We start from the raw sequence: 24,483 nt of genomic DNA, 5'->3' as shown, positions 1-24,483 counted from the left end.
CCCCGAAGGGCCCTCAGAGAGTTAGAGACGAAAGCGGGCCACTTCGGCGCGCATGTTTTCCGCCAGATGGCTTAAGTTGCTGACCGACTCGGTCAACTCGTTGGCTGCCTGGGCCGATTGTTGGGTGATGTCGCTGATTGCCATAATGCTACGATTGATATCTTCCGCCACACTGCTTTGCTCTTCGGCTGCGGTAGCAATGTGGGTATTGAGCTGGGCGATGGAGTCGACTGACACCACTATCTCTTTCAAGGCTTCACCGGCCATATTGGCCTTGCTGTTGGCCTGCTCGACCTGAGTGATGCCTTGCTCCATGGCAGTCACCGCCTCCTGCACACCTGTCTGCAGGGTGGCTATCATGGACTCAATCTCCTGGGTTGAGCTGTGGGTGCGACTGGCAAGGGTTCTTACCTCATCGGCCACCACGGCAAAACCCCGGCCCTGCTCGCCGGCCCTGGCCGCCTCAATGGCGGCGTTCAGTGCCAGCAGATTGGTCTGCTCGGCAATTCCCTTAATCACATCCAGTACCCTGCCTATGTTTTGGCTTTCATTGGCCAGATGAGTGATCACCTGCGCCGTACCCTGAATTTGCGCCGAGAGTGCCACCATGCTGGCAATCGACTCCTGCACTATTGCATCGCCATTGGCGGCACTGGCATCGGCGCTGTGAGCCGAGTCGGCAGCGGCCGTGGTGCTTTGGGCTACTTCTGAGACTGTGGCGGTCATTTCATTCATGGCGGTAGCCGTCTGCTCTGTCTCGGCCTGTTGTCTGTGCATGCGCTCGTTGGTTTGTTGGGTGAAGCTGGAGAGCTCGGTCGCCGAGTCGCTGACTGTATTGGCGGCATTGGCGATATTATTGAGGATCCCTCTGAGGTGAGATATCACATCTCTTAAGTTATCGGATATCTGCCCCAGTTCGTCGGCGTTGAAGGTTTTGAACTGCACGGTTAAGTCCGAGTCGCTGCGAATTTTCTTCAGCTGGGTGAGGATATCGCCTATGGGTAACATGACGCTGCGGTTGACCCAAACACTGAGTAGTAAGCAGGCGATAATGGCGACACTGACCAGAGAGATAAATAGCACAACGGAAGAAGAGTAGAGGCTTTGGGCTTGCTCTCTTTCCTGTTTGGCGACATCCAATTGCAGGGTGACCAACTCGGCAATCTTACCGCTGATGGGATCTATTACCTGATAGAGAGGAGTGATCTCCTGATTGAGCTGGCCTTGGATATTGCCGCTCATGGTGGCCAATTTATGTTGCAGACGTTTTATCTGTTCATCGGCGGGAATAAATAACCGCTTGGCCTCATTGACCAGTTGTGACTCTCTGGCGGTCAACTGAGTGGCTGTGTAATCCTGCCACTTCTGCTTGATGCTTCTGTCGGCCTCATTGAGCGCGGTACTGGCTTGTTCGGCACTGAAGTCTCCGGCATTGGCCTTGTTGATAGCATCGATAACAAAGACGGCGTAATCATCACCTATGCTCTTGAGATCTTTGAGTGGGACAACCCGGTCGCTGTAGATATTTTCTACCCCTGAGTCGATTTCGTTCATGATATTGATGGCGATACCACAGAGTAGCAGCATCAAGAGAAGAGGCACGGCCATACCGAGCAACATCTTGTGTTTCAGTTGTAACTTCATGCTTGAGAACCTTGGTCCAGAAGGGAACTTGTCCTTGGATGAGGCCCTGTCAATCCAATTTGTTGAGCCATACAAAAGGTATAGCAAAAAAGTATGAAATGCGTGAGACGAGAGAGGGGCAAATTTTGGATACAAAAAAACCTCGCATCGCGAGGTTTAAATGATTGGTACAGGTGAGAAGACTTGAACTTCCACGCCCGTGAGGGCACCAGCACCTGAAGCTGGCGTGTCTACCAATTCCACCACACCTGCACTGTTTTCATTTCGACTCTTTCATGTGTTAATTGGTACAGGTGAGAAGACTTGAACTTCCACGCCCGTGAGGGCACCAGCACCTGAAGCTGGCGTGTCTACCAATTCCACCACACCTGCACTGTACTGCTTTGCAATTTCCTCAGTCGCCTGAGCACCTTAAAGTTGAAGGTGGTGCCCGAACCCGGAATCGAACCAGGGACACGCGGATTTTCAATCCGCTGCTCTACCAACTGAGCTATTCGGGCGACGGCGTGCATTAAAAGACTTTTACGGTTTTGAGTCAACTCTTTTCTGAGAAATATTTCAAAATAACGCGTGTTTGAGCAAGTTTTACTCGAAAAGGCGCATATTGCTTAGCTTTTGAACGAAAGCCGCGTCATTGCTGGGCTAGGGGTAAATTAGCCCAATCGAAAACTCAGCCTGTAAAGCCGGGATTTCGAGGTTTAAGGGGAGGCAGGTTTTATCTTCTTCTGGAAACAAAACGCCCCACGTTAAAGTGGGGCGTTAAGGGATTAATCCTTGAGGAGGTCGTTCCCCGGATAGTTGGCACGCATAACTGTCAGTACGTGCTGCTTTAACTGCTCCTGACCCAGTTCATCATAAGCGGTGACCATGATCTCAAGCGCGCGCTCTGTCGATGGAGTGCCGGGATAAGTTTCCATTACGGACTGTGCCCGAATGGCGGCTGCGCTCCAGGCATTCATTTTCAGATAATATTCGGCCACTTTCACCGAATATAGCGCCAGACGATTCTTCAGGTGCTGCATTCTCTTCTGGGCGTCGGCCGCATACTTGCTGTTGGGATAGGTCTTGAGCAGGCGTTCGAAGTCCTTGAAGGCATCGAGGGCAAATTGAGGATCCCTGTCGCTTCTGTCTATATTGAGCATGTCATGGAACAAATAGTTGTCGGCCTGCATATTCACCAGTCCACGCATATAGTAGACATAGTCTATATCCGGGTGGGTGGGGTTGAGGCGGATAAATCTGTCGATGTTGGCGACTGCCGACGGGGTATCATCCAACTTATAGTAGGCATAAATCAGATCCAGCTGAACCTGAGTCTTGTGTGGACCAAAGGGGAAGCGGGAATCCAATGCCTCCAGTGAACGCACAGCCTTGGTATAGTTACCCAGCTCCATAGAGGTACGGGCCTGGGAGTAGAGAACGTCCGGAGACTGCTTGCTGGTAATTAAGTCGTCTTCCGGTTTGCTGCTACAGGCCACAATGGCCAGCGAAAAAAAGGCTATGGCAGCGCCTTTGGCAATATTATGCATACTTGAATTCGATTCTTGAGTAAGTTGTAGTTAAGAATTTTTCCATTTCACGATAAAATGGCCGATTCCGAGTGTACCAGAAAGTACACAGTTTTTGACCCCATTAACTGGGGACGGTTCCTATGACGCAAGAGATTAATCTAAAAAGCGAGATATCAGCAACCCAAACCGGTCTGAGATTGGATCAGGCTTTGGCCGAGTTGTTCCCCGATTACTCCCGAACCAGGATCAAGGAATGGATCCTCGATGGCAAAGTGTCCGTCGATGGTACTGTGGTAAACAAGCCCAGAGAGAAGGTGTTGGAATCTCAGGAGATAGAGGTTCAAGCCACTTTGGAAGAAGAGGTGCACGCCGAGGCCCAGGCTATCGATCTGAATATCGTCTATGAAGATGACCATATATTGGTGATCAACAAGCAGGCGGGTTTAGTGGTGCATCCCGGTGCCGGTAATAGTGACGGCACCTTGATGAATGCCCTGCTGCATCATTGCCCCGAGATAGAACATGTGCCCAGGGCCGGTATTGTCCATCGTCTCGATAAGGACACCACAGGCCTGATGGTGGTAGCCAAGACAGTTGAGGCTCAAACTCATCTGGTGGCGGCGCTGCAGGCGCGCGACATTACCCGTGAATATGAAGCCATAGTGCTGGGCACCATGACAGCCGGTGGTACAGTGGATGAGCCTATCGGGCGTCACCCCACCAAGCGTACTCATATGGCGGTGCACCACAGTGGTAAGCCGGCGGTGACTCACTATCGTGTGGCGGAAAAATTCCGCGCCCATACCCGCTTGCGCTTGAGGCTGGAAAGTGGCCGGACTCACCAGATCCGGGTGCATATGGCTTATATAGGTCATGTGTTGGTGGGCGATCCCGTCTATGGTGGTCGTCCAAAACCCCCCAAGGCCGCCAGTGAAGCCTTTTTCGAAGTGCTGAAAAACTTCAAGCGCCAGGCGCTGCACGCGGTGCGACTGGAGTTGGTGCACCCCATCACCTGTGAGCTGATGAGCTGGCAGGCACCTATCCCCGAGGATATGGTCGAGCTGACCAAGGCGCTGCGTAAAGACACCGAAGAGCATCCGCCGGAGTATCTGTAACATGTACGGCTGTCTCTGGCCGCTGCCGGCCAATGTCAGAATCGCCATGACCCAGCGTCATGGCGGTGTCAGCCTGCCACCGTTTGACAGCCTGAATCTGGGGCTGCATGTGGGAGACATTTCCGCATCTGTGCAGGCCAACCGTGCTTTATTGGCACAGCGGCTGGCTCTGCCCAGCGAGCCGGCATGGCTGGAGCAGGTACATGGCACAGAGGTCGTCGATCTGGCGCGTGACTCCCTAAGGATTGCCGATGGCAGTTATAGCGACAGCAAGGCGCATGTGGCCGTGGTGATGACCGCCGACTGTCTGCCAGTACTTTTGTGTGACAGTGCAGGCACCCAGGTGGCGGCGCTGCACGCCGGCTGGCGTGGCCTGTGTGATGGCGTTATCGAAGCGGGAATTGCCCGTTTTCGTCCCGGCTCTGAGCTTATCGCCTGTCTCGGACCGGCAATAGGCAAAACGGCCTTCGAAGTGGGCGCTGAAGTACGTGCTGCTTTTTGCGATAAAGACCCCAAGGCCGACAACTGCTTTGTAGCCAAGGGGGATAAGTTTCTCGGCGATCTGCAGGGGCTTGCCAGGCTCAGATTGCAGCGGGCGGGTGTCCGGCAGGTATATGCCTTGGATATCTGCACCTATAACAACAAAGACTATTTTTCCTACCGCCGCGATGGCCGTACCGGCCGCATGGCCTCGTTGATTTGGCTTACTGATTGAGTGGTTATTTTATTCGTCTGACTTGAAATCGGTTAAAGCATCCTCATATTTAAGCTAACGAAGTAATACCTCATTTTGAGAGTTTCAGGAGGCTGTATGCGACTCGATCGTATGACCAATAAATTTCAGCTTGCTATCTCGGATGCCCAATCTCTGGCGCTTGGCCGTGACCATCAGTTCATAGAACCCGTCCATCTGATGATGGCTTTGTTGAATCAGGATGGCGGTTCAATTCATCCGCTGTTGACCCAAGCTGGTATCCAGGTCAGCACTCTGCGTTCCTTGATTAGTCAGGAACTGGAGCGCTTGCCCCAGGTGGAAGGAACAGGCGGTGATGTTCAGTTATCCCAGGCGCTGATACGTTTGCTGAATCTGTGCGACAAGCTGGCACAGAAGCGTAAAGACAAATATATCTCCAGTGAGCTGTTTATTCTGGCGGCACTGGAAGGTAACGACACCCTGGCACAGTGCCTCAAGCAGGCCGGTGCCACCAAAGAGCTGATGGAGAAAACCATCGAAGCCGTGCGTGGCGGCCAGAAGGTGGATGACCCCAATGCTGAGGATCAGCGCCAGGCGTTGAAGAAATACACCATAGATCTGACCGAGCGTGCCGAGCAGGGCAAGCTGGATCCTGTTATTGGCCGTGACGATGAAATTCGTCGCACGGTGCAGGTACTGCAGCGTCGCAGCAAGAACAACCCTGTGCTTATCGGTGAGCCCGGTGTGGGTAAGACCGCCATTGTTGAAGGGCTGGCGCAGCGTATCGTCAACGGCGAGGTGCCTGAAGGCATCAAGAACAAGCGAGTATTGTCGCTGGATCTCGGCGCATTGGTGGCTGGTGCCAAATATCGGGGTGAGTTTGAAGAAAGACTCAAGGCTGTGCTCAACGAGCTTGCTCAGGAAGAGGGCCAGGTGATCCTCTTTATTGACGAGCTGCATACTATGGTGGGCGCGGGTAAATCCGATGGCGCCATGGATGCGGGTAATATGCTCAAGCCGGCACTGGCCCGCGGTGAGCTGCACTGTGTCGGTGCCACTACCCTGGACGAGTATCGTCAGTATATTGAAAAAGATGCGGCGCTGGAGCGGCGCTTCCAGAAAGTCCTGGTGGATGAGCCCAGTGTCGAGGATACCATCGCTATTCTGCGTGGTCTGAAAGAGCGCTACGAGCTGCACCACCATGTGGAAATTACCGATCCGGCGATTGTGGCGGCGGCGACCATGTCCCACCGTTATGTGTCAGATCGTAAGCTGCCTGACAAGGCCATCGACCTTATCGACGAAGCCGCTTCCAGCATTCGGATGCAGATAGACTCCAAGCCGGAGCCGCTGGATCGCCTCGAACGCCGAATCATTCAGCTCAAGCTGGAAGAGCAGGCGTTGGCGAAGGAAAACGATGAGGCCAGTCGTAAGCGTCTCGAACATCTGCGCAGCGAGCTGGTGGAAGTGGAGCAGAAGGCTGCCGAACTTAATGAGATTTGGCACACAGAAAAAGCGGCACTGGCGGGCACTCAGCATATCAAGGCGGATCTGGAGCAAGCCAGACTGGATATGGAAGTGGCGCGCCGCGCCGGTGATTTGACCCGGATGTCCGAGCTGCAATATGGCCGCATCCCCGAGCTGGAGAAACAGCTGGATCTGGCGTCTCAGGCCGAGATGCAGGATATGACCTTGCTGCGTAACAAGGTCACGGATGTTGAAATTGCCGAGGTACTTTCCAAGGCGACCGGGATCCCGGTTTCCAAGATGCTCGAAGGCGAGCGGGAAAAACTGCTGCATATGGAAGATGCGCTGCATGAGCGGGTGATCGGCCAGGATGAGGCGGTCGATGCCGTGGCCAACGCTATTCGTCGTAGCCGCGCGGGTCTGGCCGATCCTAACCGGCCCATAGGCTCCTTCCTGTTCCTCGGCCCGACCGGGGTAGGTAAGACCGAGCTGTGTAAGTCGCTGGCCAAGTTCCTGTTCGACACAGAGAGCGCCATGGTGCGGATAGATATGTCCGAATTTATGGAGAAACACTCAGTCTCCAGGTTGGTCGGGGCGCCTCCGGGCTATGTGGGTTATGAGGAAGGGGGTTACCTTACCGAAGCGGTGCGCCGTCGTCCCTACTCGGTGATCCTGCTCGATGAGGTGGAAAAGGCACACCCGGATGTGTTCAACATACTGCTCCAAGTACTGGATGATGGCCGCCTGACCGATGGTCAGGGGCGTACGGTTGACTTCCGTAACGCTGTGGTGATTATGACCTCGAACCTGGGTTCCGACATTATCCAGGAGCAGTTCAGTCACCAAAGTTACGATGAGATGAAGGCTCAGGTGATGAATGTGGTGCAGCACCATTTCCGCCCCGAGTTCCTCAACCGGATCGACGAAACCGTGGTGTTCCACCCGCTGGATAGCGAGCATATCAAGAGTATTGCCGCGATTCAGGTCGAGTCGCTGCGCCAACGTTTGGCGGAGAAAGAGTTCGAGCTGGAGATCACAGATGCCGCGCTGAGCTTTATTGCCAGAGCCGGGTTCGACCCAGTGTATGGTGCAAGGCCGTTGAAGCGGGCACTGCAGCAAGAGGTGGAAAACCCACTGGCGCAAAAGCTGCTTAGAGGCGAGTTGCTGCCAGGTCAGCCGATCAAGGTGGACTATCGCGACGACAACTTGGTGTTTGAGCAGTAATCACACCATAAACAACAAACCAAAAACAAAAAGGAGCGCTTTGAGCGCTCCTTTTTTGCTTGGGTTAAACGACAAATTCAACTGATGGGTTTTAATCCGTCGTCTTTAGCCTATCAGTGACTGCGGGCTACGGCGATTTTAGCCAGGCTTATCAGCGCCAGCTTGTAGTCGGACTCAGGCAGTACCGAAAGGGCCGCTACGGCCTTATCGGCCTCTTCATAGGCCCTTTGCTGGGTATATTCCAGTGCGCCACAGGTGTTGAGTGCATTGATAATTTCTTCGATATGCTCGGTGCCATCACCTTGTTCAATCGCCTGGCGGATCATCTGGCGCTGTGGCTCTGTACCGTGGGCGATGGCGTAGATCAGCGGCAGTGTGGGTTTACCTTCGGCGAGGTCGTCACCTATGTTCTTACCCAGTTCTTCGGCGTCGGCAGTGTAGTCCAGCAGGTCATCGGTCAACTGGAAGGCGGTGCCCAGGTATTTGCCATAGTCGGCCAGCGCCGTTTCCATTTCGCTGTCGCAACCGGCCAGCACACCGGCCAGACGGGTTGCGGCTTCAAATAGTTTGGCTGTTTTGCAGTAGATTACCCGCATATAGCTGGCTTCTGTGGTATCCGGATCGTTGCAGTTCATCAACTGCAGCACTTCACCCTCGGCCAGTACGTTGGTGGTGTTGGCCAGTACCTGCAATACCTTCATCGACTCCAACTCTGTCATCATCTGGAAAGAGCGGGTATAAAGAAAGTCGCCGACCAGCACGCTGGCGCTGTTGCCAAACAGGGCATTGGCTGTCTCCCGTCCACGGCGCAGAGTGGATTCATCCACCACATCGTCGTGGAGCAGTGAAGCTGTATGAATAAACTCTATGATAGCGGCCAGCTTCAGGTGTGCTTCACCACTATAGTCGAGCGATCTTGCTGCCAGAATCGACAGTAACGGCCGCATACGTTTGCCGCCACCGTTGATGATGTAGAACCCCAATTGATTGATCAGGGCAACATCAGATTCGAGTTGTTTGTAGATCAGTTGATTGACGGCTTGCATGTCGGCGTCAGCCAGCTGACGGATAGCAGTTAAATCCATAGTAGACTCTAGGTATGAAGGAACGCCGAATCGGCAGCTCCCGATAAGCTTAAGTATTGTAATAGACCGAAGTTTACCTAAAATTAATGAACAAGACAGTAGCAGAGGGAGTAATGTGCGAGTTAATCCGGTCTTTTTTTCTTGAGCTTCAATTAGGGCTTGCCTGTAAGGGATTATTCGCGTAAACTCCGCGCCCATTGTCATTAAAGTTTTTGTAGCACCCAGCCTCATAGAGATGAGCCGGCGTGTTAAGAATTTCGGAGTAAAATAGCTATGTACGCTGTTTTTCAAAGTGGTGGTAAGCAACACCGTGTTGCTGAAGGCCATACTGTTCGTTTGGAAAAAATTGAAGTTGCCACTGGTGAAACTATCGAATTCGATCAAGTTCTGCTGATCGCTGATGGTGAAAACGTCCAGGTGGGTACCCCTCTGGTAGCAGGCGGTAAAGTTGTGGCTACTGTTGTTAGCCATGGCCGTGGTGAAAAGGTAACTATCCAAAAGTTCAACCGTCGTAAGCACCACGAGAAGAAAATGGGCCACCGTCAGTGGTTCACTGAAGTTAAAATCACTGCTATCAACGCTTAATAGGAGTCTGACTCATGGCACACAAAAAAGCTGGCGGTTCTACTCGTAACGGCCGCGATTCAGAAAGCAAACGTCTTGGTGTAAAGCGCTTCGGCGGCGAATCAGTTCTGGCTGGTAACATCATTGTTCGTCAACGTGGTACTAAGTTCCACGCAGGTGTTAACGTAGGTATCGGTCGTGACCATACTCTGTTTGCCCTGACTGACGGCAAAGTTAAGTTTGAAGTTAAAGGTCCTAACAACCGTAAGTTCGTTAGCATCGAAGATTAATCTTCAAACCAGAATTGCTTTGAGCCCCGCCATTGGTGGGGCTTTTGTTTTGGGCGAGAGCCATAGTTTCTGTTTTTTGGCGCCTTGCAGGGTTAGGCAGTATAATTGCCTCATTCCGTGGTGCCAGGAGTATGTATGAAGTTTGTCGATGAGGCAGTGATCAGAGTTGAAGCTGGAGATGGTGGTAGTGGCTGCGTCAGCTTCAGACGTGAAAAATACGTGCCGGATGGTGGTCCAGACGGTGGCGATGGTGGCGACGGCGGCAGTGTTTATCTGCAAGCTGACGAAAACCTCAACACCCTGATTGACTACCGTTTTGAGCGTTTCCATATGGCTGAGCGCGGTGAAAACGGCCGAGGCCGCGACTGTACCGGTAAAGGTGGTCAGGACTTGGTGCTCAAGGTGCCAGTGGGAACTCGGGCGGTTGATGAAGAAACCGACGAAGTACTCGGTGACCTGACCCAGCATGGTCAGAAGCTGTTGGTGGCCAAAGGTGGTTTCCACGGTCTTGGCAATACCCGCTTCAAGAGCAGTGTGAACCGTGCACCCAGACAAAAAACGCTGGGCACGCCAGGTGAAGTGCGCAGCTTGCGTCTTGAGCTGATGCTGCTGGCAGATGTGGGCTTGCTCGGTATGCCAAACGCCGGTAAGTCGACTTTTATTCGGGCGGTTTCGCGCGCGACACCAAAAGTGGCCGATTATCCCTTTACCACCCTGGTGCCTAATCTCGGTGTAGTAAATCCTCGCCCAGGGCAGAGCTTTGTGGTGGCGGATATTCCAGGGTTGATTGAAGGTGCTGCCGAAGGTGCCGGTTTAGGTATTCGCTTCCTCAAACACCTTGAGCGTTGTCGTGTATTGCTGCATATCCTGGATATTGAGCCTATTGATGGCTCGAGTCCTGCCGAAGCGGCCAAGGCGATTGTCACTGAGCTTGAGAAATACTCGCCCAAGCTGGCTTCCAAGCCACGTTGGTTGGTGTTCAACAAGACAGATCTGTTGCTGGAAGAAGAACTGCAGGAAAGAGTCGACAGCATAGTCAAGGAGATGGGCTGGGAAGGGGATGTTTACACCATCTCGGCTTATACCCGTGAAGGCACCAAGGAACTGGCTGAAAAGCTCTATGACTTTATCAGCAGTCTGCCGGCGGAAGAGCAACAACAAGATCCTGACGCCGATGTTGAGTTCAAATGGGACAACTACCATCAGGATAGCCTGGAAGATCTCAACGAAGACTATGATGATGAGTTCGACGATGACTTCGACGACGATGATTATGATGTTGAGGTTATTTACCAAAGATAATATCTGAGCGAGCCTGAACACCTGTGTACGCTGATACCCAAAACGATATCACCCGGCAGGTCGTCCGGGTTGCTCAGCTATTGCTGGCCTATGGCGCTGAATCTGAACTGGTTGAAGAGATCAGTCAGCGTCTGGGCCGGGCACTTGGCTTGGCCAGTGTCGAGCTATCCATCTCCTCCAATTCGCTGGTGCTCACCAGTTTGGTTTCCGGTCGTTGTATCACCACCACCCGACGCATTCGCGAGCACGGCATCAATATGACAGTGGTGTGCGAGCTGCAGCGCATCTGCCTGCTGGCCGAAAAAGGTCTGTATGGCCCCAATGAAGTCCGCAAGCGCCTCGCCAGACTGCAACCCAAAACCTACCCCAAGTGGCTGCTTATCCCCATGATAGGCCTCTCTTGCGGCAGTTTTTGTCATCTATTCGGTGGTGATCTGGCCGCATGTTTTATCACTTTCTTTGCTTCTGTGATTGGCATGTTTGTGCGCCTGGCCATGGCGCAACGTCACTTCAATGTGTTGGTGAACTTTGCCGTGACCGCCTTCGTCACCAGCTTGGCAGCCCAGTTGGGGTATCTCTATCCTGTGACCCAAACCCCTGAGCTGGCGATGGCGGCCTCTGTGCTGATGCTGGTTCCCGGCTTTCCGATGATCAACTCGATATCGGATATGGTTAAAGGGCATATGAATGTGGGGATCTCCCGCTGGGGGCAGGCGACCTTGATGACAGTCTCCTCCGTGATAGGCATTACCATTGCCATGCAGCTTGGGGGGATTTTCCTGTGATGGATACTCTGTTGTTGCTGCTGAATGATGCCTTTTTCTCGGCTATCCCCGCCATGGGCTTTGCCATGTTGTTCAATGTTCCCAGGCGTTATCTGCTTTATTGTGCTCTGGCCGGAGCCATAGGCCACAGCTCACGGACCTTGATGTTGCAGTTTGGTTTGCCGATAGAGTGGGCCACTTTTGCCGCTGCCGGCATCATAGGCATGGTGACCATAGCCTTTGCCAGGCGTCATCTGGCACCGCCGCTGCTGTATGCCGTGGCGGCGATTATCCCTATGATCCCGGGTTCTTATGCCTACAACACTGTGATTGCCCTGGTGCAATTGACCGCCCAGTCACAGCTCAGCACTGAGTTGTGGGAGCAGGTGGTTACCAATGGCCTGAAAACCGTGTTTATTCTCGGTGCTTTGTCTGTTGGTCTTGCCATGCCCAGCCTGTTGTATTTCCGTACCCGCCCGGTGATTTAATCCAATATTAACAAGGAGCGTATATGCGCATCGCCATGATTGCCGCCATGGCCCATGACAGAGTCATAGGCAAAGATAACCAAATGCCCTGGCACTTGCCGGAAGATTTGCGCCATTTCAAGCAGATGACTTTGGGAAAGCCAGTGGTGATGGGACGTAAGACCTTCGAATCAATAGGTCGTCCTCTACCCGGACGCCATAACATAGTGATCAGCCGTCAGAGCGACTACGCCCCGGAAGGTGTTACCCGGGTTTCTTCTTTTGAAGAGGCAGTGGAAGCGGCAGGAAACTGCGAAGAGTTGGTGGTAATAGGTGGTGGTCAGCTCTACCGTGAAATCCTGCCTCAGGCCGATAGGCTGTATCTGACAGAGATAGACTTACAAGTGGAAGGGGACACTCGTTTTCCTGAATGGGACGATGGCAGCTGGCAGCAAGTTTATGAGGAAAGTGGCAGCAGTGTAAATGGGTTGAGTTTTCGCTTTATCAATATGATTAGAAAATGTTAAATTGTAACGGACTTTTGAACCCTGAAACGTGAGTGGCACCGGCCACGAAGCGATCCTTATGCCAAGAGTCCCCGGCAGACTTGTCTGCCGGGGACTCTTGGTTTTAATAACTATTACAAAAAGGAGTGTCAGATGCGCCTGTTGCCCGTGGCCATTGCTGCACTGATTGCTGTATCTTCAGTGTCAACCCCTTCAACTGCTAAAGCCGAAGATCTTTTGGCTGCCAGTATCTGTGATTACGTCAAGTCCAACGACAAAAATCGCCTGCGTAAGAAATTGAAAGAGAACCGAGTGAAGCTGCGTAATATCTATTCCGGGCTCTCCTGTGACGGCGAAAGCCTGCTGCGTACTGCCTATCACAGCAATGCCGAAGATACCGGCGAGTTTATTGCCAAGCGCTTGTCAAAAACCGAACTGGAAGTGGTGGAAGCTGACGGCAAGACCATAGTCGATTGGGCCGACGCCAATGGTTTTGGCGCCAGCATTATTACCCTGGCCATCCAAGATCGCCTAGGCAGCTGAGTTCGTTACAGCGTCAACAACATGGGGATTTCGCAGGCGCTGTGGCCGGTATTGCCAAGGGGCTTGGGTAAGGTGGTAAAGCCCAGGCTGGCGTAGAGGCCAAGCGCTTGTGGCAACAGTTGGGTGGTTTCGAGATAGCAAGCCTTATATCCCTGCTCGCGGGCAAAGCTGAGACATTGCAGTGCCAAACGGCGGGAGAGCCCCAGGCCTCGCAGTGCGGGCATAAAGTACATCTTCTGCAACTCACAAATGCCTTCTTCGCCGGGCAATGGTGCGATACCTGCACCGCCAAGCAGTTGCTGCTGTTTTTCAATTATCCAATATTGGCTGCCTGGCTGACTATATTGGCGACTCAGGTGATCCAGGGTCGGGTCGGCTACACTGTAGCCCTTATCGGGAGTCAGGCCATACTCGGCCGATACTGCGCGTATCACGGCGGCCAACTCGGCATCATCTGCTGCCTGTAGTGCCCTGATGACCACCCCCTGTTGGCTCTTGGCTTTGGTAATCGCCTTATTGTAGCAGCGCAGGCTGGCTTCCAGTTGGGTCACCTCGCTCGGTGCCAACTGGGCAAGAATGTCCGCAAATTGGTTATCTTGCTGAGTATCCAACTGTTTCAGCATCTTATGACCGGCAGGGGTTAGGCTGACCTGCAGACAGCGATTGTCCCTGGGATTGGCCTTGGTTTGCACAAGTTGTTTCTTGACCAGGTGACTGACGGCACGACTGGCATTGGATTTATCGATATTGAGCAGGTTTCCCAGCTCCTTGATACTGAGATCTTTTTGTCCCAGCTCCAGCAGTGTGTGTGCCTGCACCGGGGTCAGCGGCAGTTGCCCACAGGCGCCGGATAACATGCCCAGTTGCCGTACCAGGTGACGTGACAGTTGTCTAAGTACAGGACTGACCTGGGTCAGATCATCCTGAGGTGATTCTTGCTGATTGCCGGTTTCAGTGACATGAGGCTTTATGTTGAGGGACATCTAAGGGGTTACCTCGCAAAAAGATAAATTGGTTGCGACAAGCAACTAATGCTAAGTTCAAGTTAGCTCAGTCTGTATCTATTTGCAACAGCTTGTTTCATGGATTGGGTGGGCAAGGGCCGGGCATCTTCACAGGTAATAGGAAGAAATGAGCGGAAGCCGGTCAATGTAAACACCACTGTGATTGATTGCGCTGCTCATTGGTAACAGCACCTATTAATAACAGTGGTGACTGGTATCAGTAAAGCTCCGGGTAACGCAGTGGCGCCGATGCGAGCAGCAAGGCCGAGTGATAAATACTCTCGCGAGTAGCTTGCCCTTGGGTCAAGAGCCCTATGGCGCCACCTGCCTGTTTGACATTGACGGTATTGAACAGCGAATCCATCACATCCCCCAGCTCTTCACCGGCCTTGAGCGCGGCATAAACCTTGGGCGGCAGGGGTAGGTGAGCACTGCGGCCGACGCAGAGGCGTTCTTTGGTGGCTATGACGACATAGGCAAAGGTGGCCGGCCCCTGGGGGAAATCATCCACCCCACCTTCCATTGCCAGATAGTAATCGGCATCTGCATTAGCTTTGCACCATTCGACCCTGTTGATGGCTCCCTGGCGGGTATCGGCATCTGTCATGGGTTGCTCCGCCACACCGGATGGCGCCTTCATGGCTTGGCAGTGGATTTCGGCGTCGGGATGCAGGGCGCGAACCGCATTCTCGGCGGCTTTGATTTTCACCGGGTTGGTGGAACCCACCACTATCTGTAACTGTTTTTGTTTCATATTTGTTTTTTAATGGATCTTTAATGTAGACGGGCGTTTGAATCGTTGTTTAAATGGTCGGAGGTGTGACCTTGAGTTGGGCGTCATTGTGACGCGCCATAAATCACAACGCAAGATGCACCGAGGGACACGACATAGGCGCCACGACAAACCCGTATGGCTTTGGGGAGTTGTATTGTTCAAGGGGCTGGGCCTTGTCGGATAAATGGCATTAAAAAAGAGATAATTATAATGAAATTCAACAAACTCATGTACGCCATGGGGCTGGCAGGCACCCTGGCACTCGTTGGCTGTTCGGATGACGATAATGATCAGAACCCGCCTCCGGTCGATAACACACTGCAGGCATTTGCACCGGACGGCAAGCTCTCGGTCAGCGTTCGGCGCACCAGTTTCGGTGTACCTCATATTCAAGCCGACAATTTGGAAAGCCTGGGATTCGGTAACGGCTATGTGCAGGCTCAGGATAATCTGTGTATCCTGGCCGATGGTTTTGTTAAGGCCAACTCAGAGCGTTCCATGTATTTCGGCCCCCATGCCAGCTTGGACTTCACCACAGGGATCCCGGCCCGGGAAGACAATGGCAACCTGATCTCCGACTTTGCCTACAAGGCGCTCAAGGTCAGAGCTCAGGCCGAGGTCAAATGGCCTGAATTCAGCGAAAACTCCCGGGCACTGATCAGCGGGTTTGTCGCCGGCTATAACCGGTATTTAAGCGATGTGGCCGAAGGCAAGCAACAGGCCGAGCCCTTCTGTGCCGGGCAACCCTGGGTCAAGCCTATTGAACCTGAAGATGTGGTGACCTACCTGTTTTCAATTGCCCTGTTACCGGGGGCGGCCAACTTCCTGGATCTTATTTTTTACGCCAATCCGGGTGATGGTGATGAATATCTGCCGCGAATAGTCGGCCCGGCTCCGGCCTCTGCCGCCCAGACCGCTTTTGTCAATGACATCAACAGCAAGCTGATTGCCAGAGCCGCCAATATTTCAACCCCGGAGACCAACCCGGGTGAACTGGGCTCCAACGGCTGGGGCCTTGGCAAAGACAAGACGGAAAACGGCAAGGGCATGGTGCTTGGGAACCCGCACTTCCCGCATACGGGTAACCTGAGGTTCTGGCAGTCCCATGCCACCATTCCCGGTCACCTGGATGTGATGGGCGGCTCTCTGGTAGGCATGCCGGGCCCAATCAATATTGGTTTCAACAAAGATCTCGCCTGGACCCATACCTTCTCCACCGCCGAACATTTTGTGGTCTATAATCTGGAGCTGGTTTCCGGCGACCGAATGCAGTATCTGTTTGACGGTGAGCCTATGCCTATCAGCAAGGAAACCGTGCAGGTGCTGGTCAATGCCGGTCCGGCGGGTATGCTGGTAGCCGAAAAAGATATCTATACCACTCCCAAGGGACCTATAGTCGAAGCGCCTGCCACCCAGGCACCTTTTGGCTGGGATGATGGCCAGGCCTTTATGTTGCAGGATGCCAACATGGCGACCATGGATCCCGTGGATCACTGGCTGGCGATGAACATGGCCGCCAACAAGCAGGAGTTTGTGCAGGCATTTAAAGACTATGACGGCATGATCTTCAACAACACCATGTATGCCGACAGGGAAGGCAACGCCTTCTATATCGATGACTCTACCGTGCCTGGATTATCCGAGGCGGCTGTGGTATTGCTGAAGACTTCCCCTGAGATCAAGGCGGCCAAGGCGCAGGCAGGCTTTACCATATTGCCGGGCAATACCTCATTGTTCGCTTTCGATGGCCCCACGCCTTTCGAGCGGGCGCCCAAGTTGGAACGCACAGACTTTGTACAAAACTCCAACAACTCCTTCTGGTCTACCAACCCGGCCGAGCCGCTGGAGTATTTCTCCCCCATGTATGGCCCGGAGCGTGGCCAACTGAGCATGAGAACCCGCATGGGGCTCAAGCTGCTTGGTGATGCCGCCGGTAGTGATGGCAAGTTCAACCTGGATGAACTGGAGGCGGCAGTGCTCAACAACCGCAGCTATCTGGCCGAAATGGTTTTGGATGATCTGATTGCCCAGTGCGAGGCCAAGGGCAGTGAACCTGTAATGGTCGGTACCCTTGCCAAGGATATCAGCGCTGCCTGCGCGGCGCTCAAGGCCTGGAATGGTCATCAGGACAACGACAGTAAAGGCGGCGCCTTGCTTCGGGAATTCGCCCACCTGTTCAATGACAAAACCATGTTGACCCAAGGCTTTGATTATTTGCAGCCGGCGACCACTCCCACAGGGCTGAGTCCTGACGGTTCGGCGCTCACTGCGCTGGCACATGCCGCGCTCAACCTGGAAGCGGCCGGTTTTGCCGTTGATGCGCCCCTTGGCAGTGTGCAGTTTGTCGAGCGTTCATTGCCGGATGGCAGTGCCAGTGGCGTGCGTTTGCCCTGGCCCGGCAGTCATCATGCCGAGGGTGGTTTCAACGTATTTTCCACCAAGACCAGTGGTGACGACACGCTTATCCCGCAGCACTCTTACGCTCCGGCAACCGATATTCTGAGCGGCAAAGCGCTGGATTCCGGTCTGAGCGCCAAGGGCTATCAGGTTCGTTATGGCTCCAGCTGGATGATGGCGGTGAGCTTTACCGATGAGGGCCCGGAGGCGAGAGGGATACTGACCTACTCAGAGACCAGCAATATTCTGCGTCCCGAGTTTGCCGATCAGACCGCGCTCTACTCCAGTGAGAAACGTTTCCGCCCCTTGCTGTTCAAAGAAGCGGATATTGATGCGGCAACCGTATCCAAGATGGAACTGACGCTCGAGCGTTAAGCGCTATTCTTTCAGCTTCAATGCCGTTCATCTCGATGAGCGGCATTTTTTTTGCCTGCTGCCGGTTTGTTAATAAAATTACAACTTGGACCGTGACCACTGTCGGGTTTTAATTCAGCCTTGTTGAGTCATGTCATATTTTTATCTCGAACGTGCCGGTGATCTCTGTTGCTGTTTTTCTCTGCAAACCTGATGCTTTACCGGCTGACATTCAAGGTAGCGTCTGTGTTTCCACGGCTTTGCGGGGTGGAATCAACTTGTTGCTTAATTGAAATTTTATTACAGCCAAAGGCCGATCTGGATCCCAGTTATGACGTAGAGCTCAAGTTCAGTGTCGTGAATGGCGGTTCAGATCAATTTCTTTGGTGGGCGATTGGCTATGCTTGCCGCCAATTAAAGCCGAAGTTAAGGTAATCCTTATGCAACAAGAGATCACAGGTACGCAGGTTCAAGACGCAGTACTGACCCCCACCACACCGGGAAAGGGACAAGTGTCAGGCTCACTGGCCTGGACGGCCCAGGATACCACCTGGATGCTGAGTCTGTTTGGCACTGCCGTGGGCGCCGGGATCCTGTTTTTACCTATGAATGCCGGTCTCGGTGGTTTTTGGCCGCTGTTGTTGCTGACCATTTTGATAGGTCCCATGACCTATCTTTCTCACCGGGGCTTGTCTCGCTTTGTTTGTGCCTCGAAGATTGAAGGCAGTGATATCACTCAAGTGGTCGAGGAGTACTTCGGTGTTGGCGCAGGTCGCGCCATTACCTGGCTCTATTTTTTGGCCATCTACCCCATTGTGTTGATTTATGGCGTGAGTATTACCAATACGGTTGACAGTTTTATGGTGCATCAATTGGGGATGGCATCTTTGCCGCGTTGGTTACTGTCCGGTGCTTTGATTGCCGGTATGATGGCCGTGATGGTGGCCGGTGAGCGGCTGATGCTCAAAGTGACTCAATTCCTGGTTTATCCTCTGGTTGGCATCTTGCTGTTTATGTCGCTCTATCTCATTCCCGATTGGAAGCTGGATGCCTTGATGCAGGTTCCTTCGGCCGGAGAGTTTCTCGGTATTGTTTGGGTCACCATCCCTGTGTTGATCTTCTCCTTTAACCATTCTCCGGCAATTTCCCAGTTTGCGGTATCACTGAAGCGGGAACATGGCGCCAATGCGGCCAAGAAGGCCGATATGATCTTGCGTAATACTGCCATGATGTTGCTGGGGTTTGTGATGCTGTTTGTGTTTTCCTGTGTACTGGCCATGAGTCCGGCACAGCTGGCACAAGCCAAGGCATCCAACTTGCCGATTTTGTCTTACCTGGCCAATATCCATGACAGTGCGTTTATCAGCTATGTGGGGCCGGTTGTTGCGTTTGTGGCCATAGTTTCCTCTTTCTTTGGCCACTATCTGGGAGCCACTGAAGGGTTGAAGGGAATTGCCTCCAAACAGTTGCCATTCGTTCGAGAGCGTTGCAGCGACAAGGGGCTGAATCGCGGTATTCAGCTGTTTATGTTTCTGACTGTTTGGGGCGCGGCAATCGCCAACCCCAGTATCCTGACTATGATTGAAGCTCTGGGCGGCCCAGTGATCGCGGCCATTCTCTACCTGATGCCTATGTATGCTGTTTACAAAGTACCGGCACTCAAAGCCTATCGCGGTCGTTTGAGCAACATCTTTGTGATAGTGGCCGGTTTGATGTCCATGACCGCCATTTTTTACTCCTTCTTCCAAGGATAAGTTACTGAGGTGAGCATGTTCAGTACCTTTGATATTTTCAAGATAGGTGTGGGCCCTTCCAGCTCTCATACTGTAGGCCCTATGAAGGCGGCGCGGGATTTTGTCGAGCAGCTGCATCTTGAAGGACGTTTGAGTCGGCTAACCCGGGTAAGTGTCGATGTTTATGGTTCACTGTCGCTGACCGGCAAGGGCCACCATACAGATATCGCCATCATTATGGGGTTGGCGGGCAATAGTCCGGAGGCTGTGGATATAGATGCGATCCCGGCATTTATCCAGCAGGTGCAGGCCTGTGGTGAACTCGTGCTCGGACACGGGCACAAGGTGGCCTTTCCGGCCGATGCCGTGCAGTTTCATAGTGAGACCCTGCCGCTGCATGAAAATGCCATGCGGCTCACCGCCTGGGCCGGTGAGCTGGTATTGACCAGCAAGACCTACTATTCCATCGGCGGTGGTTTTGTGGTGGAAGAGGCCGACTTTGGTAAACAAGTTGCGAGTGAGCAGAGCTTACCTTACCCCTTTACCAATGCCGAAGAGTTGCTGGCACTGTGCCGCGAACACGGCATGAGTATCAGTGCGCTGATGCTGGCCAATGAAAAGGCGTTGGCTCCAGAGGAGCGCATCTACCGCGGTCTTGGCAATATCTGGCACACAATGAAGCAAGCCATCGACAAGGGATGTCATACCGAAGGGATTCTGGCCGGGCCATTGAGAGTGCCAAGGCGGGCACCGGCACTGTTGCGGCAATTGCAAACCGGGGAGCGTCTCTCCAGCGATCCTATGGTCATAGTCGATTGGGTGAACCTGTTTGCCCTGGCGGTCAGTGAGGAAAATGCGGCCGGTGGTCGGGTAGTGACTTCGCCGACCAATGGAGCGGCCGGGATTATTCCGGCCGTGATGGCCTATTTTGACAAGTTCATTCGTCCTTTGGGGCAGAAGGAGTACAGTCGCTTTTTGCTGACCGCCGCGGCCATAGGTGGGCTTTACAAGCGTAATGCCTCTATCTCGGGTGCCGAAGTAGGGTGTCAGGGTGAGGTCGGGGTTGCCTGCTCCATGGCGGCGGCCGGTTTGGCCGAGCTGATGGGAGCCAGCCCAGCCCAGGTGTGTATGGCGGCCGAAATCGGCATGGAGCACAATCTGGGGCTTACTTGCGATCCTGTCGCCGGGCAGGTTCAAGTGCCCTGTATTGAGCGTAACGCCATTGCCGCCGTGAAGGCGGTTAACTCGGCCCGAATGGCGCTGCGGCGTAACTGTGAGCCCAGAGTCAGCCTGGATAAGGTGATAGCCACCATGTATGAAACCGGCAAGGACATGAGCGCCAAGTACCGGGAAACCAGTCAGGGTGGCCTGGCCATTAAGGTTACCAGTATCTGCGCCTGAACTTAGGTGGGCTTTTCTTCATACATCAAGTAGTGGCTCTGACTCATGCCCAGTGACTGGTAAGTTTGCTGGGCACGAGAGTTTTCCTGCTCGACATAGAGCCTGAAGCTGGCGGCGCCCCCCTGGCGCTCTGCCAGCGCTTTGACCTCCTGATACAGGGCGCGGTAGATCCCCTTGCGTCTGTGCTCGGGTTTGATATAGACACTCTGGATCCAGAAGTAGTCGGCGGCGCGCCAGTCACTCCATTCATAGGTAACCATCAAGGAGCCTGCAATCTCTCCATCGATCTCCGCCACCAGATAAAAACCTTTGGCGGGGTTTTCCAATAGAGTGCTGACGCCACGGCTCAGGGTGTCGCTATCCAGTGCCAATCCTTCGGTTTCCTGTGCCATCGCCTGGTTGAAGGCCACCAGGGCCTCGGTGTCTTTTGGGGTACCTTTTCTTAGCAGCATAATTATTCCTTTGAGTTCTGTTTGCTTCGGAGTGTTTGTGGGGCGGGGCACAATTTATCAGCAGTCAGGTGTAGGCGCAAAGGGGACTGGATCAAAAGTGTCACTTCCGGCTTTGCTCGGATTATCAAGTGCCAACTCATGGTTACTCCCTCAGGAACCGGGCAGCGTGATATAGATCATCCTTGCGGAAGGTGCTCTGTGCTAAACTCGCGCACCGGCCTTGATGTCTGATCTCGGCCATCTGCCAAGGAAATGGCCCCTCTCTTTTTCAAATATCAAGGTTTACACATGTCAAAACACGAACCTTCACGCATCGGCCGTCTGTGGTCACGCTGGTCGGGGCTGCCTTTGTGGCTGAAGATACTGATAGGTATGGTTCTGGGGATGAGCACAGGACTGATGCTGGGTAAAGACGCCATCTATCTCAAGCCGATAGGGACTTTGTTCGTCAACACTATCAAGATGCTGATAGTGCCTTTGGTGTTCTGCTCGCTGATAGTGGGGGTGACCTCAATGCAGGATACCGCCAAGATGGGGCGGATAGGTTTTAAATCCTTTGCTTTCTACCTGGGTACCACTTCCATTGCCATCAGCCTGGGGTTGATTGTCGGTTCTGTCATACGTCCGGGATCCGGCTTGAGCATGACACCTGAAATCGGTACCGAAAAGGTTGCCCAGGCCCCCTCTTTGATGGAAACCCTGATCAACATAGTGCCTACCAATCCAGTATCGGCTTTGGCCGAAGGGCAGATACTGCAAGTGATAGTGTTTGCGGTAGCGCTGGGGATTGCCCTGGTGTTGATAGGGGAACATGGCAAGCCTGCGATTCGGGTATTCGAGAGCCTGGCAGAAGCTATGTATAAACTGACCGATATGGTGATGAGTCTGGCGCCCTACGGGGTGTTTGGCTTGATGGCTTGGGTCGCCGGTGAGTATGGCATGGAGATGTTGTTGCCGCTCATTAAGGTGATTGTTGCCGTTTATATCGGTTGTTTCCTGCATATTGTCGGCTTCTACAGCTTGGTCTTGAGTGTCTTTGCCCGTCTCAATCCATTGCATTTCTTTAAGGGTATAAGCAATGCCATGGCTGTCGCCTTCACCACGTCAAGCTCGGCGGGGAGCTTGCCGGCCAGTATGAAGTGTGCCAGTGAGTACTTGGGGGTGAACAAGAAGATCTCCAGTTTTGTGCTACCGCTGGGTACCACTATCAATATGGATGGCACCGCACTCTACCAAGGGGTGACTGCGCTGTTTGTGGCTCAGGCCTTTGGCATAGACCTCACCTGGGTGGACTACATCACTATTATTCTGACAGCGACGCTGGCTTCTATAGGTACTGCAGGTGTGCCCGGCGCCGGTTTGGTGATGTTGACGCTGGTGCTGACCACAGTAGGTTTGCCGCTGGAAGGGGTGGCGATTATTGCCGGTATCGACCGTATTCTGGATATGGCCCGCACTGTGGTTAACGTCTCCGGCGACTTGGTGGCAACTACTGTGATTGCCAAGTCGGAAAATGAATTGGATATTGAACACTATAATGCCGATATGCAGCAGAGTGCTCTGATAGCTGAACAGAATGCCGTTGACACTATAGAGCATGGTCGTAATTGATATGAGTTACATAAATGAAAAAACCGCCTGAAGGCGGTTTTTTTATGACTGAAGGGAAAAATCAGAGGCTGCTGAGTTGCAGCAGAACCTGGCCGTCAACCCCCTTGAGCAAGAGTTTGCCATTGCTGATTTCACCTTGGGTCACCTGAGGTAGGGCCTGCATCACCAGTTGTTCTTGGGCCATCAGTGCATCGACACAGGCTTTCATTGTGCTGCCGGCGGGGGAGAGCTTTAACTTCAAGCCTTCCTGGGAATAGGTGCCGAAGAAGTTATTGCAGCTGTTGTTACCTGACAATTTGCCATCCTTGGTAAAAACCAGCTGGGCGGGACTGTAATCTATTGTCGGTTGTCCCATAATGCTTTCTACTTGCCAGCTGCCTTCCAGTGGCAGAAACTGACCTTGGGTATCCGGGGTGGTTTGGCAGGCAGCCAGACCAAATAGCAGCGCAGCAGCTACGAGAGTTTTCTTAATCATGGTCATTTTTCCATTAGTCTATAAAGCCTTTATAGTGTGACAAGAATAACGCGGATTAAAAAGGGGGAGAAGGGTGATATCCAATGCTAACTCAGTGATAGGCCTTCTAAAGTTGTTACATTGGATGGGAGTGTTAATGCTGCTTGGCGGTATTGGGCTTTATATGTTGACCACTATGGCGCTAGAGGTCAGCGGAATGTTGACTATTGCCTCGCTGATAGGCTTGGGCTTGGTATTTATGTCGCCATATCCTGTGGTTATCTTTATCCAATGGGCCAAGGCACAGGATCAAAAACCGCAATAATCGCCCAAGTTCGTAGCTTGGTTTACTCAACATAAGCGGCTTATGCCGGATTGGCGTTAAGTTTTATATTGCAGTAGATCTTGCTCTGCCTGTTCCAACATAGGTGAAAGTTTGAAGTGGGAGTCAGGTGCAAAGAAACTTCTCCCCACCAGTAATTGTAGGCCGCAATCGCTGCGACTGACCTGCTTTTTTAGGCGGCTGGTGAGAATATCCAAATGCGCTTGGTTGTCTACAAATGCCAGGATAATGAATTGGCTTTTATTCAACCTGGTGCAGATATCGGCTTCACGCATGTTTTCCAGTATCACCCTTGCCAGTATTTTCAGGGCCTTATCTTGTTGTAGTCCGGCAATACGGTTTGAGTTAAGTTCCTTGCCTTCCAACAGTAAAAGTCCGGCATGGGAGCCCAAACGGCGACTAAGACTCAACTGCCTTGGTGCCAGTAGATTAAAGCCCCTGGGATTGAGCATACCTGTGAGTTCATCTTGCAAAGACAGAGACTCCATCTGTTCCATCAGTTGCAACTGTCCAAGCTCACTCTTGAGCAGCGCCAACATAGGTTCCAGCAAAGACTGCAACTGCTCTATCGCCACCTTGGGTTTGCCATTGAGGATCAGTAATTCACCAAACAGCTTGCCATCGGACCAATGAAGTGGGTAATTGATGGTCTTGGCCGGGTTAGCAGCAAAGTGTTGCAGCATAGAGGCAATATCTTCAAATTCAGTTGGGATTTCAGCCGCCGAACTGTAGCTCAATACCTGAACTTGAGTATCAGGCATATACTGCAGCAGTAATACTGTT

At 52.9% G+C, this 24,483-nt stretch carries 23 protein-coding genes and 3 tRNA genes; 15 read left to right on the top strand and 11 right to left on the bottom strand.

Annotated elements, in window-relative coordinates; all coding sequences use genetic code 11:
- Positions 1–21 precede the first annotated feature (21 nt).
- The 5 genes from CX651_RS04215 to CX651_RS04195 all read right to left on the bottom strand — a co-directional run bounded on the left by CX651_RS04215 (position 22) and on the right by CX651_RS04195 (position 3,173).
- On the bottom strand, positions 22–1,644 hold the full coding sequence (locus CX651_RS04215; RefSeq protein ID WP_101053847.1) for a methyl-accepting chemotaxis protein: 1,623 nt from the start codon (positions 1,642–1,644) through the stop codon (positions 22–24).
- 165 nt (positions 1,645–1,809) lie between these two features.
- Positions 1,810–1,896: transfer RNA gene (locus tag CX651_RS04210), tRNA-Leu, on the bottom strand.
- A 33-nt stretch (positions 1,897–1,929) separates the two neighbouring features.
- A tRNA-Leu gene (locus tag CX651_RS04205) sits at positions 1,930–2,016 on the bottom strand.
- 52 nt (positions 2,017–2,068) lie between these two features.
- A tRNA-Phe gene (locus CX651_RS04200) sits at positions 2,069–2,144 on the bottom strand.
- Positions 2,145–2,411: 267 nt separating this feature from the next.
- Complete coding sequence (locus tag CX651_RS04195) at positions 2,412–3,173, bottom strand: outer membrane protein assembly factor BamD (RefSeq protein ID WP_101053843.1); 762 nt, start codon at positions 3,171–3,173, stop codon at positions 2,412–2,414.
- Between the two features lie 122 nt (positions 3,174–3,295).
- Between CX651_RS04195 and rluD the strand changes: the two genes are divergently transcribed.
- The 3 genes from rluD (at position 3,296) to clpB (ending at position 7,655) form a co-directional block, all read left to right on the top strand.
- On the top strand, positions 3,296–4,270 hold the full coding sequence (gene rluD, locus CX651_RS04190) for a 23S rRNA pseudouridine(1911/1915/1917) synthase RluD (RefSeq protein ID WP_025012060.1): 975 nt from the start codon (positions 3,296–3,298) through the stop codon (positions 4,268–4,270).
- Between the two features lies 1 nt (position 4,271).
- Positions 4,272–4,985 carry a peptidoglycan editing factor PgeF gene (pgeF, locus tag CX651_RS04185; protein WP_101053840.1) on the top strand — a complete coding sequence of 238 codons (714 nt, stop codon included), beginning with the start codon at positions 4,272–4,274 and terminating at the stop codon, positions 4,983–4,985.
- 96 nt (positions 4,986–5,081) lie between these two features.
- Positions 5,082–7,655 (top strand): ATP-dependent chaperone ClpB, encoded by a 2,574-nt coding sequence (clpB, locus tag CX651_RS04180; protein ID WP_101053837.1) that lies wholly within the window; start codon positions 5,082–5,084, stop codon positions 7,653–7,655.
- A 113-nt stretch (positions 7,656–7,768) separates the two neighbouring features.
- On the opposite strand, the gene ispB is transcribed toward clpB, so the two are convergent.
- Positions 7,769–8,740, bottom strand: coding sequence for an octaprenyl diphosphate synthase (gene ispB, locus CX651_RS04175; RefSeq protein WP_101053833.1), 972 nt, complete (start codon positions 8,738–8,740; stop codon positions 7,769–7,771).
- 273 nt (positions 8,741–9,013) lie between these two features.
- Between ispB and rplU the strand changes: the two genes are divergently transcribed.
- The 7 genes from rplU to CX651_RS04140 all read left to right on the top strand — a co-directional run bounded on the left by rplU (position 9,014) and on the right by CX651_RS04140 (position 13,176).
- A complete protein-coding gene (gene rplU / locus CX651_RS04170) occupies positions 9,014–9,325 on the top strand; it encodes a 50S ribosomal protein L21 (protein WP_025012063.1) in 312 nt (103 codons plus the stop codon).
- A gap of 14 nt (positions 9,326–9,339) precedes the next feature.
- Entirely contained in the window at positions 9,340–9,594 is a 255-nt protein-coding gene (gene rpmA / locus CX651_RS04165) for a 50S ribosomal protein L27 (RefSeq protein WP_011760936.1), read from the top strand.
- A gap of 135 nt (positions 9,595–9,729) precedes the next feature.
- Positions 9,730–10,896 carry an Obg family GTPase CgtA gene (gene cgtA / locus CX651_RS04160; RefSeq protein WP_101053831.1) on the top strand — a complete coding sequence of 389 codons (1,167 nt, stop codon included), beginning with the start codon at positions 9,730–9,732 and terminating at the stop codon, positions 10,894–10,896.
- Positions 10,897–10,919: 23 nt separating this feature from the next.
- The gene (locus CX651_RS04155) at positions 10,920–11,681 is read left to right on the top strand and encodes a threonine/serine exporter family protein (protein ID WP_101053828.1); all 762 of its coding nucleotides are present in this window, start codon (positions 10,920–10,922) and stop codon (positions 11,679–11,681) included.
- Positions 11,681–12,148, top strand: a complete 468-nt coding sequence (locus CX651_RS04150; protein WP_263619378.1) for a threonine/serine exporter family protein — start codon at positions 11,681–11,683, stop codon at positions 12,146–12,148. Before CX651_RS04155 ends, CX651_RS04150 begins: the two co-directional genes overlap by 1 nt.
- 23 nt (positions 12,149–12,171) lie before the next feature.
- Complete coding sequence (gene folA / locus CX651_RS04145) at positions 12,172–12,654, top strand: type 3 dihydrofolate reductase (RefSeq protein ID WP_101053823.1); 483 nt, start codon at positions 12,172–12,174, stop codon at positions 12,652–12,654.
- A 132-nt stretch (positions 12,655–12,786) separates the two neighbouring features.
- A complete protein-coding gene (locus CX651_RS04140; RefSeq protein ID WP_101053820.1) occupies positions 12,787–13,176 on the top strand; it encodes a DUF3718 domain-containing protein in 390 nt (129 codons plus the stop codon).
- Between the two features lie 5 nt (positions 13,177–13,181).
- Here the strand turns inward: CX651_RS04140 and CX651_RS04135 are convergent, their stop codons facing one another.
- Together CX651_RS04135 and yjjX are read right to left on the bottom strand one after the other, a co-directional pair.
- A complete protein-coding gene (locus tag CX651_RS04135; RefSeq protein WP_101053818.1) occupies positions 13,182–14,159 on the bottom strand; it encodes a bifunctional helix-turn-helix transcriptional regulator/GNAT family N-acetyltransferase in 978 nt (325 codons plus the stop codon).
- Positions 14,160–14,397: 238 nt separating this feature from the next.
- Complete coding sequence (gene yjjX / locus CX651_RS04130; protein ID WP_101053814.1) at positions 14,398–14,934, bottom strand: inosine/xanthosine triphosphatase; 537 nt, start codon at positions 14,932–14,934, stop codon at positions 14,398–14,400.
- 231 nt (positions 14,935–15,165) lie between these two features.
- Here yjjX and CX651_RS04125 point away from each other — a divergent pair, with 231 nt between their 5' ends.
- The 3 genes from CX651_RS04125 to CX651_RS04115 all read left to right on the top strand — a co-directional run bounded on the left by CX651_RS04125 (position 15,166) and on the right by CX651_RS04115 (position 20,840).
- Entirely contained in the window at positions 15,166–17,727 is a 2,562-nt protein-coding gene (locus CX651_RS04125; RefSeq protein WP_101053811.1) for an acylase, read from the top strand.
- A gap of 419 nt (positions 17,728–18,146) precedes the next feature.
- Positions 18,147–19,460: an aromatic amino acid transport family protein gene (locus CX651_RS04120; protein ID WP_101053809.1), complete on the top strand. Its 1,314-nt coding sequence runs from the start codon at positions 18,147–18,149 to the stop codon at positions 19,458–19,460.
- Positions 19,461–19,475: 15 nt separating this feature from the next.
- Positions 19,476–20,840: an L-serine ammonia-lyase gene (locus CX651_RS04115; RefSeq protein WP_101053806.1), complete on the top strand. Its 1,365-nt coding sequence runs from the start codon at positions 19,476–19,478 to the stop codon at positions 20,838–20,840.
- Between the two features lie 2 nt (positions 20,841–20,842).
- On the opposite strand, the gene CX651_RS04110 is transcribed toward CX651_RS04115, so the two are convergent.
- Entirely contained in the window at positions 20,843–21,292 is a 450-nt protein-coding gene (locus tag CX651_RS04110) for a GNAT family N-acetyltransferase (RefSeq protein WP_101053802.1), read from the bottom strand.
- A 288-nt stretch (positions 21,293–21,580) separates the two neighbouring features.
- Here CX651_RS04110 and CX651_RS04105 point away from each other — a divergent pair, with 288 nt between their 5' ends.
- Complete coding sequence (locus CX651_RS04105; RefSeq protein WP_039033182.1) at positions 21,581–22,903, top strand: dicarboxylate/amino acid:cation symporter; 1,323 nt, start codon at positions 21,581–21,583, stop codon at positions 22,901–22,903.
- 61 nt (positions 22,904–22,964) lie between these two features.
- On the opposite strand, the gene CX651_RS04100 is transcribed toward CX651_RS04105, so the two are convergent.
- Positions 22,965–23,378 carry an META domain-containing protein gene (locus tag CX651_RS04100; RefSeq protein ID WP_101053799.1) on the bottom strand — a complete coding sequence of 138 codons (414 nt, stop codon included), beginning with the start codon at positions 23,376–23,378 and terminating at the stop codon, positions 22,965–22,967.
- 124 nt (positions 23,379–23,502) lie between these two features.
- Here CX651_RS04100 and CX651_RS04095 point away from each other — a divergent pair, with 124 nt between their 5' ends.
- Positions 23,503–23,682, top strand: coding sequence for a hypothetical protein (locus tag CX651_RS04095; protein WP_101053796.1), 180 nt, complete (start codon positions 23,503–23,505; stop codon positions 23,680–23,682).
- A 56-nt stretch (positions 23,683–23,738) separates the two neighbouring features.
- On the opposite strand, the gene CX651_RS04090 is transcribed toward CX651_RS04095, so the two are convergent.
- Entirely contained in the window at positions 23,739–24,461 is a 723-nt protein-coding gene (locus CX651_RS04090; RefSeq protein WP_157822662.1) for a diguanylate cyclase domain-containing protein, read from the bottom strand.
- Between the last annotated feature and the right edge of the window lie 22 nt (positions 24,462–24,483).

The sequence above is a fragment of the Shewanella chilikensis genome (genome assembly GCF_002836945.1).
GTDB classification, from domain to species: domain Bacteria; phylum Pseudomonadota; class Gammaproteobacteria; order Enterobacterales; family Shewanellaceae; genus Shewanella; species Shewanella chilikensis.
Note: the sequence above shows the minus strand (reverse complement) of the source record. Positions and strands in the feature narration are given on the sequence as shown.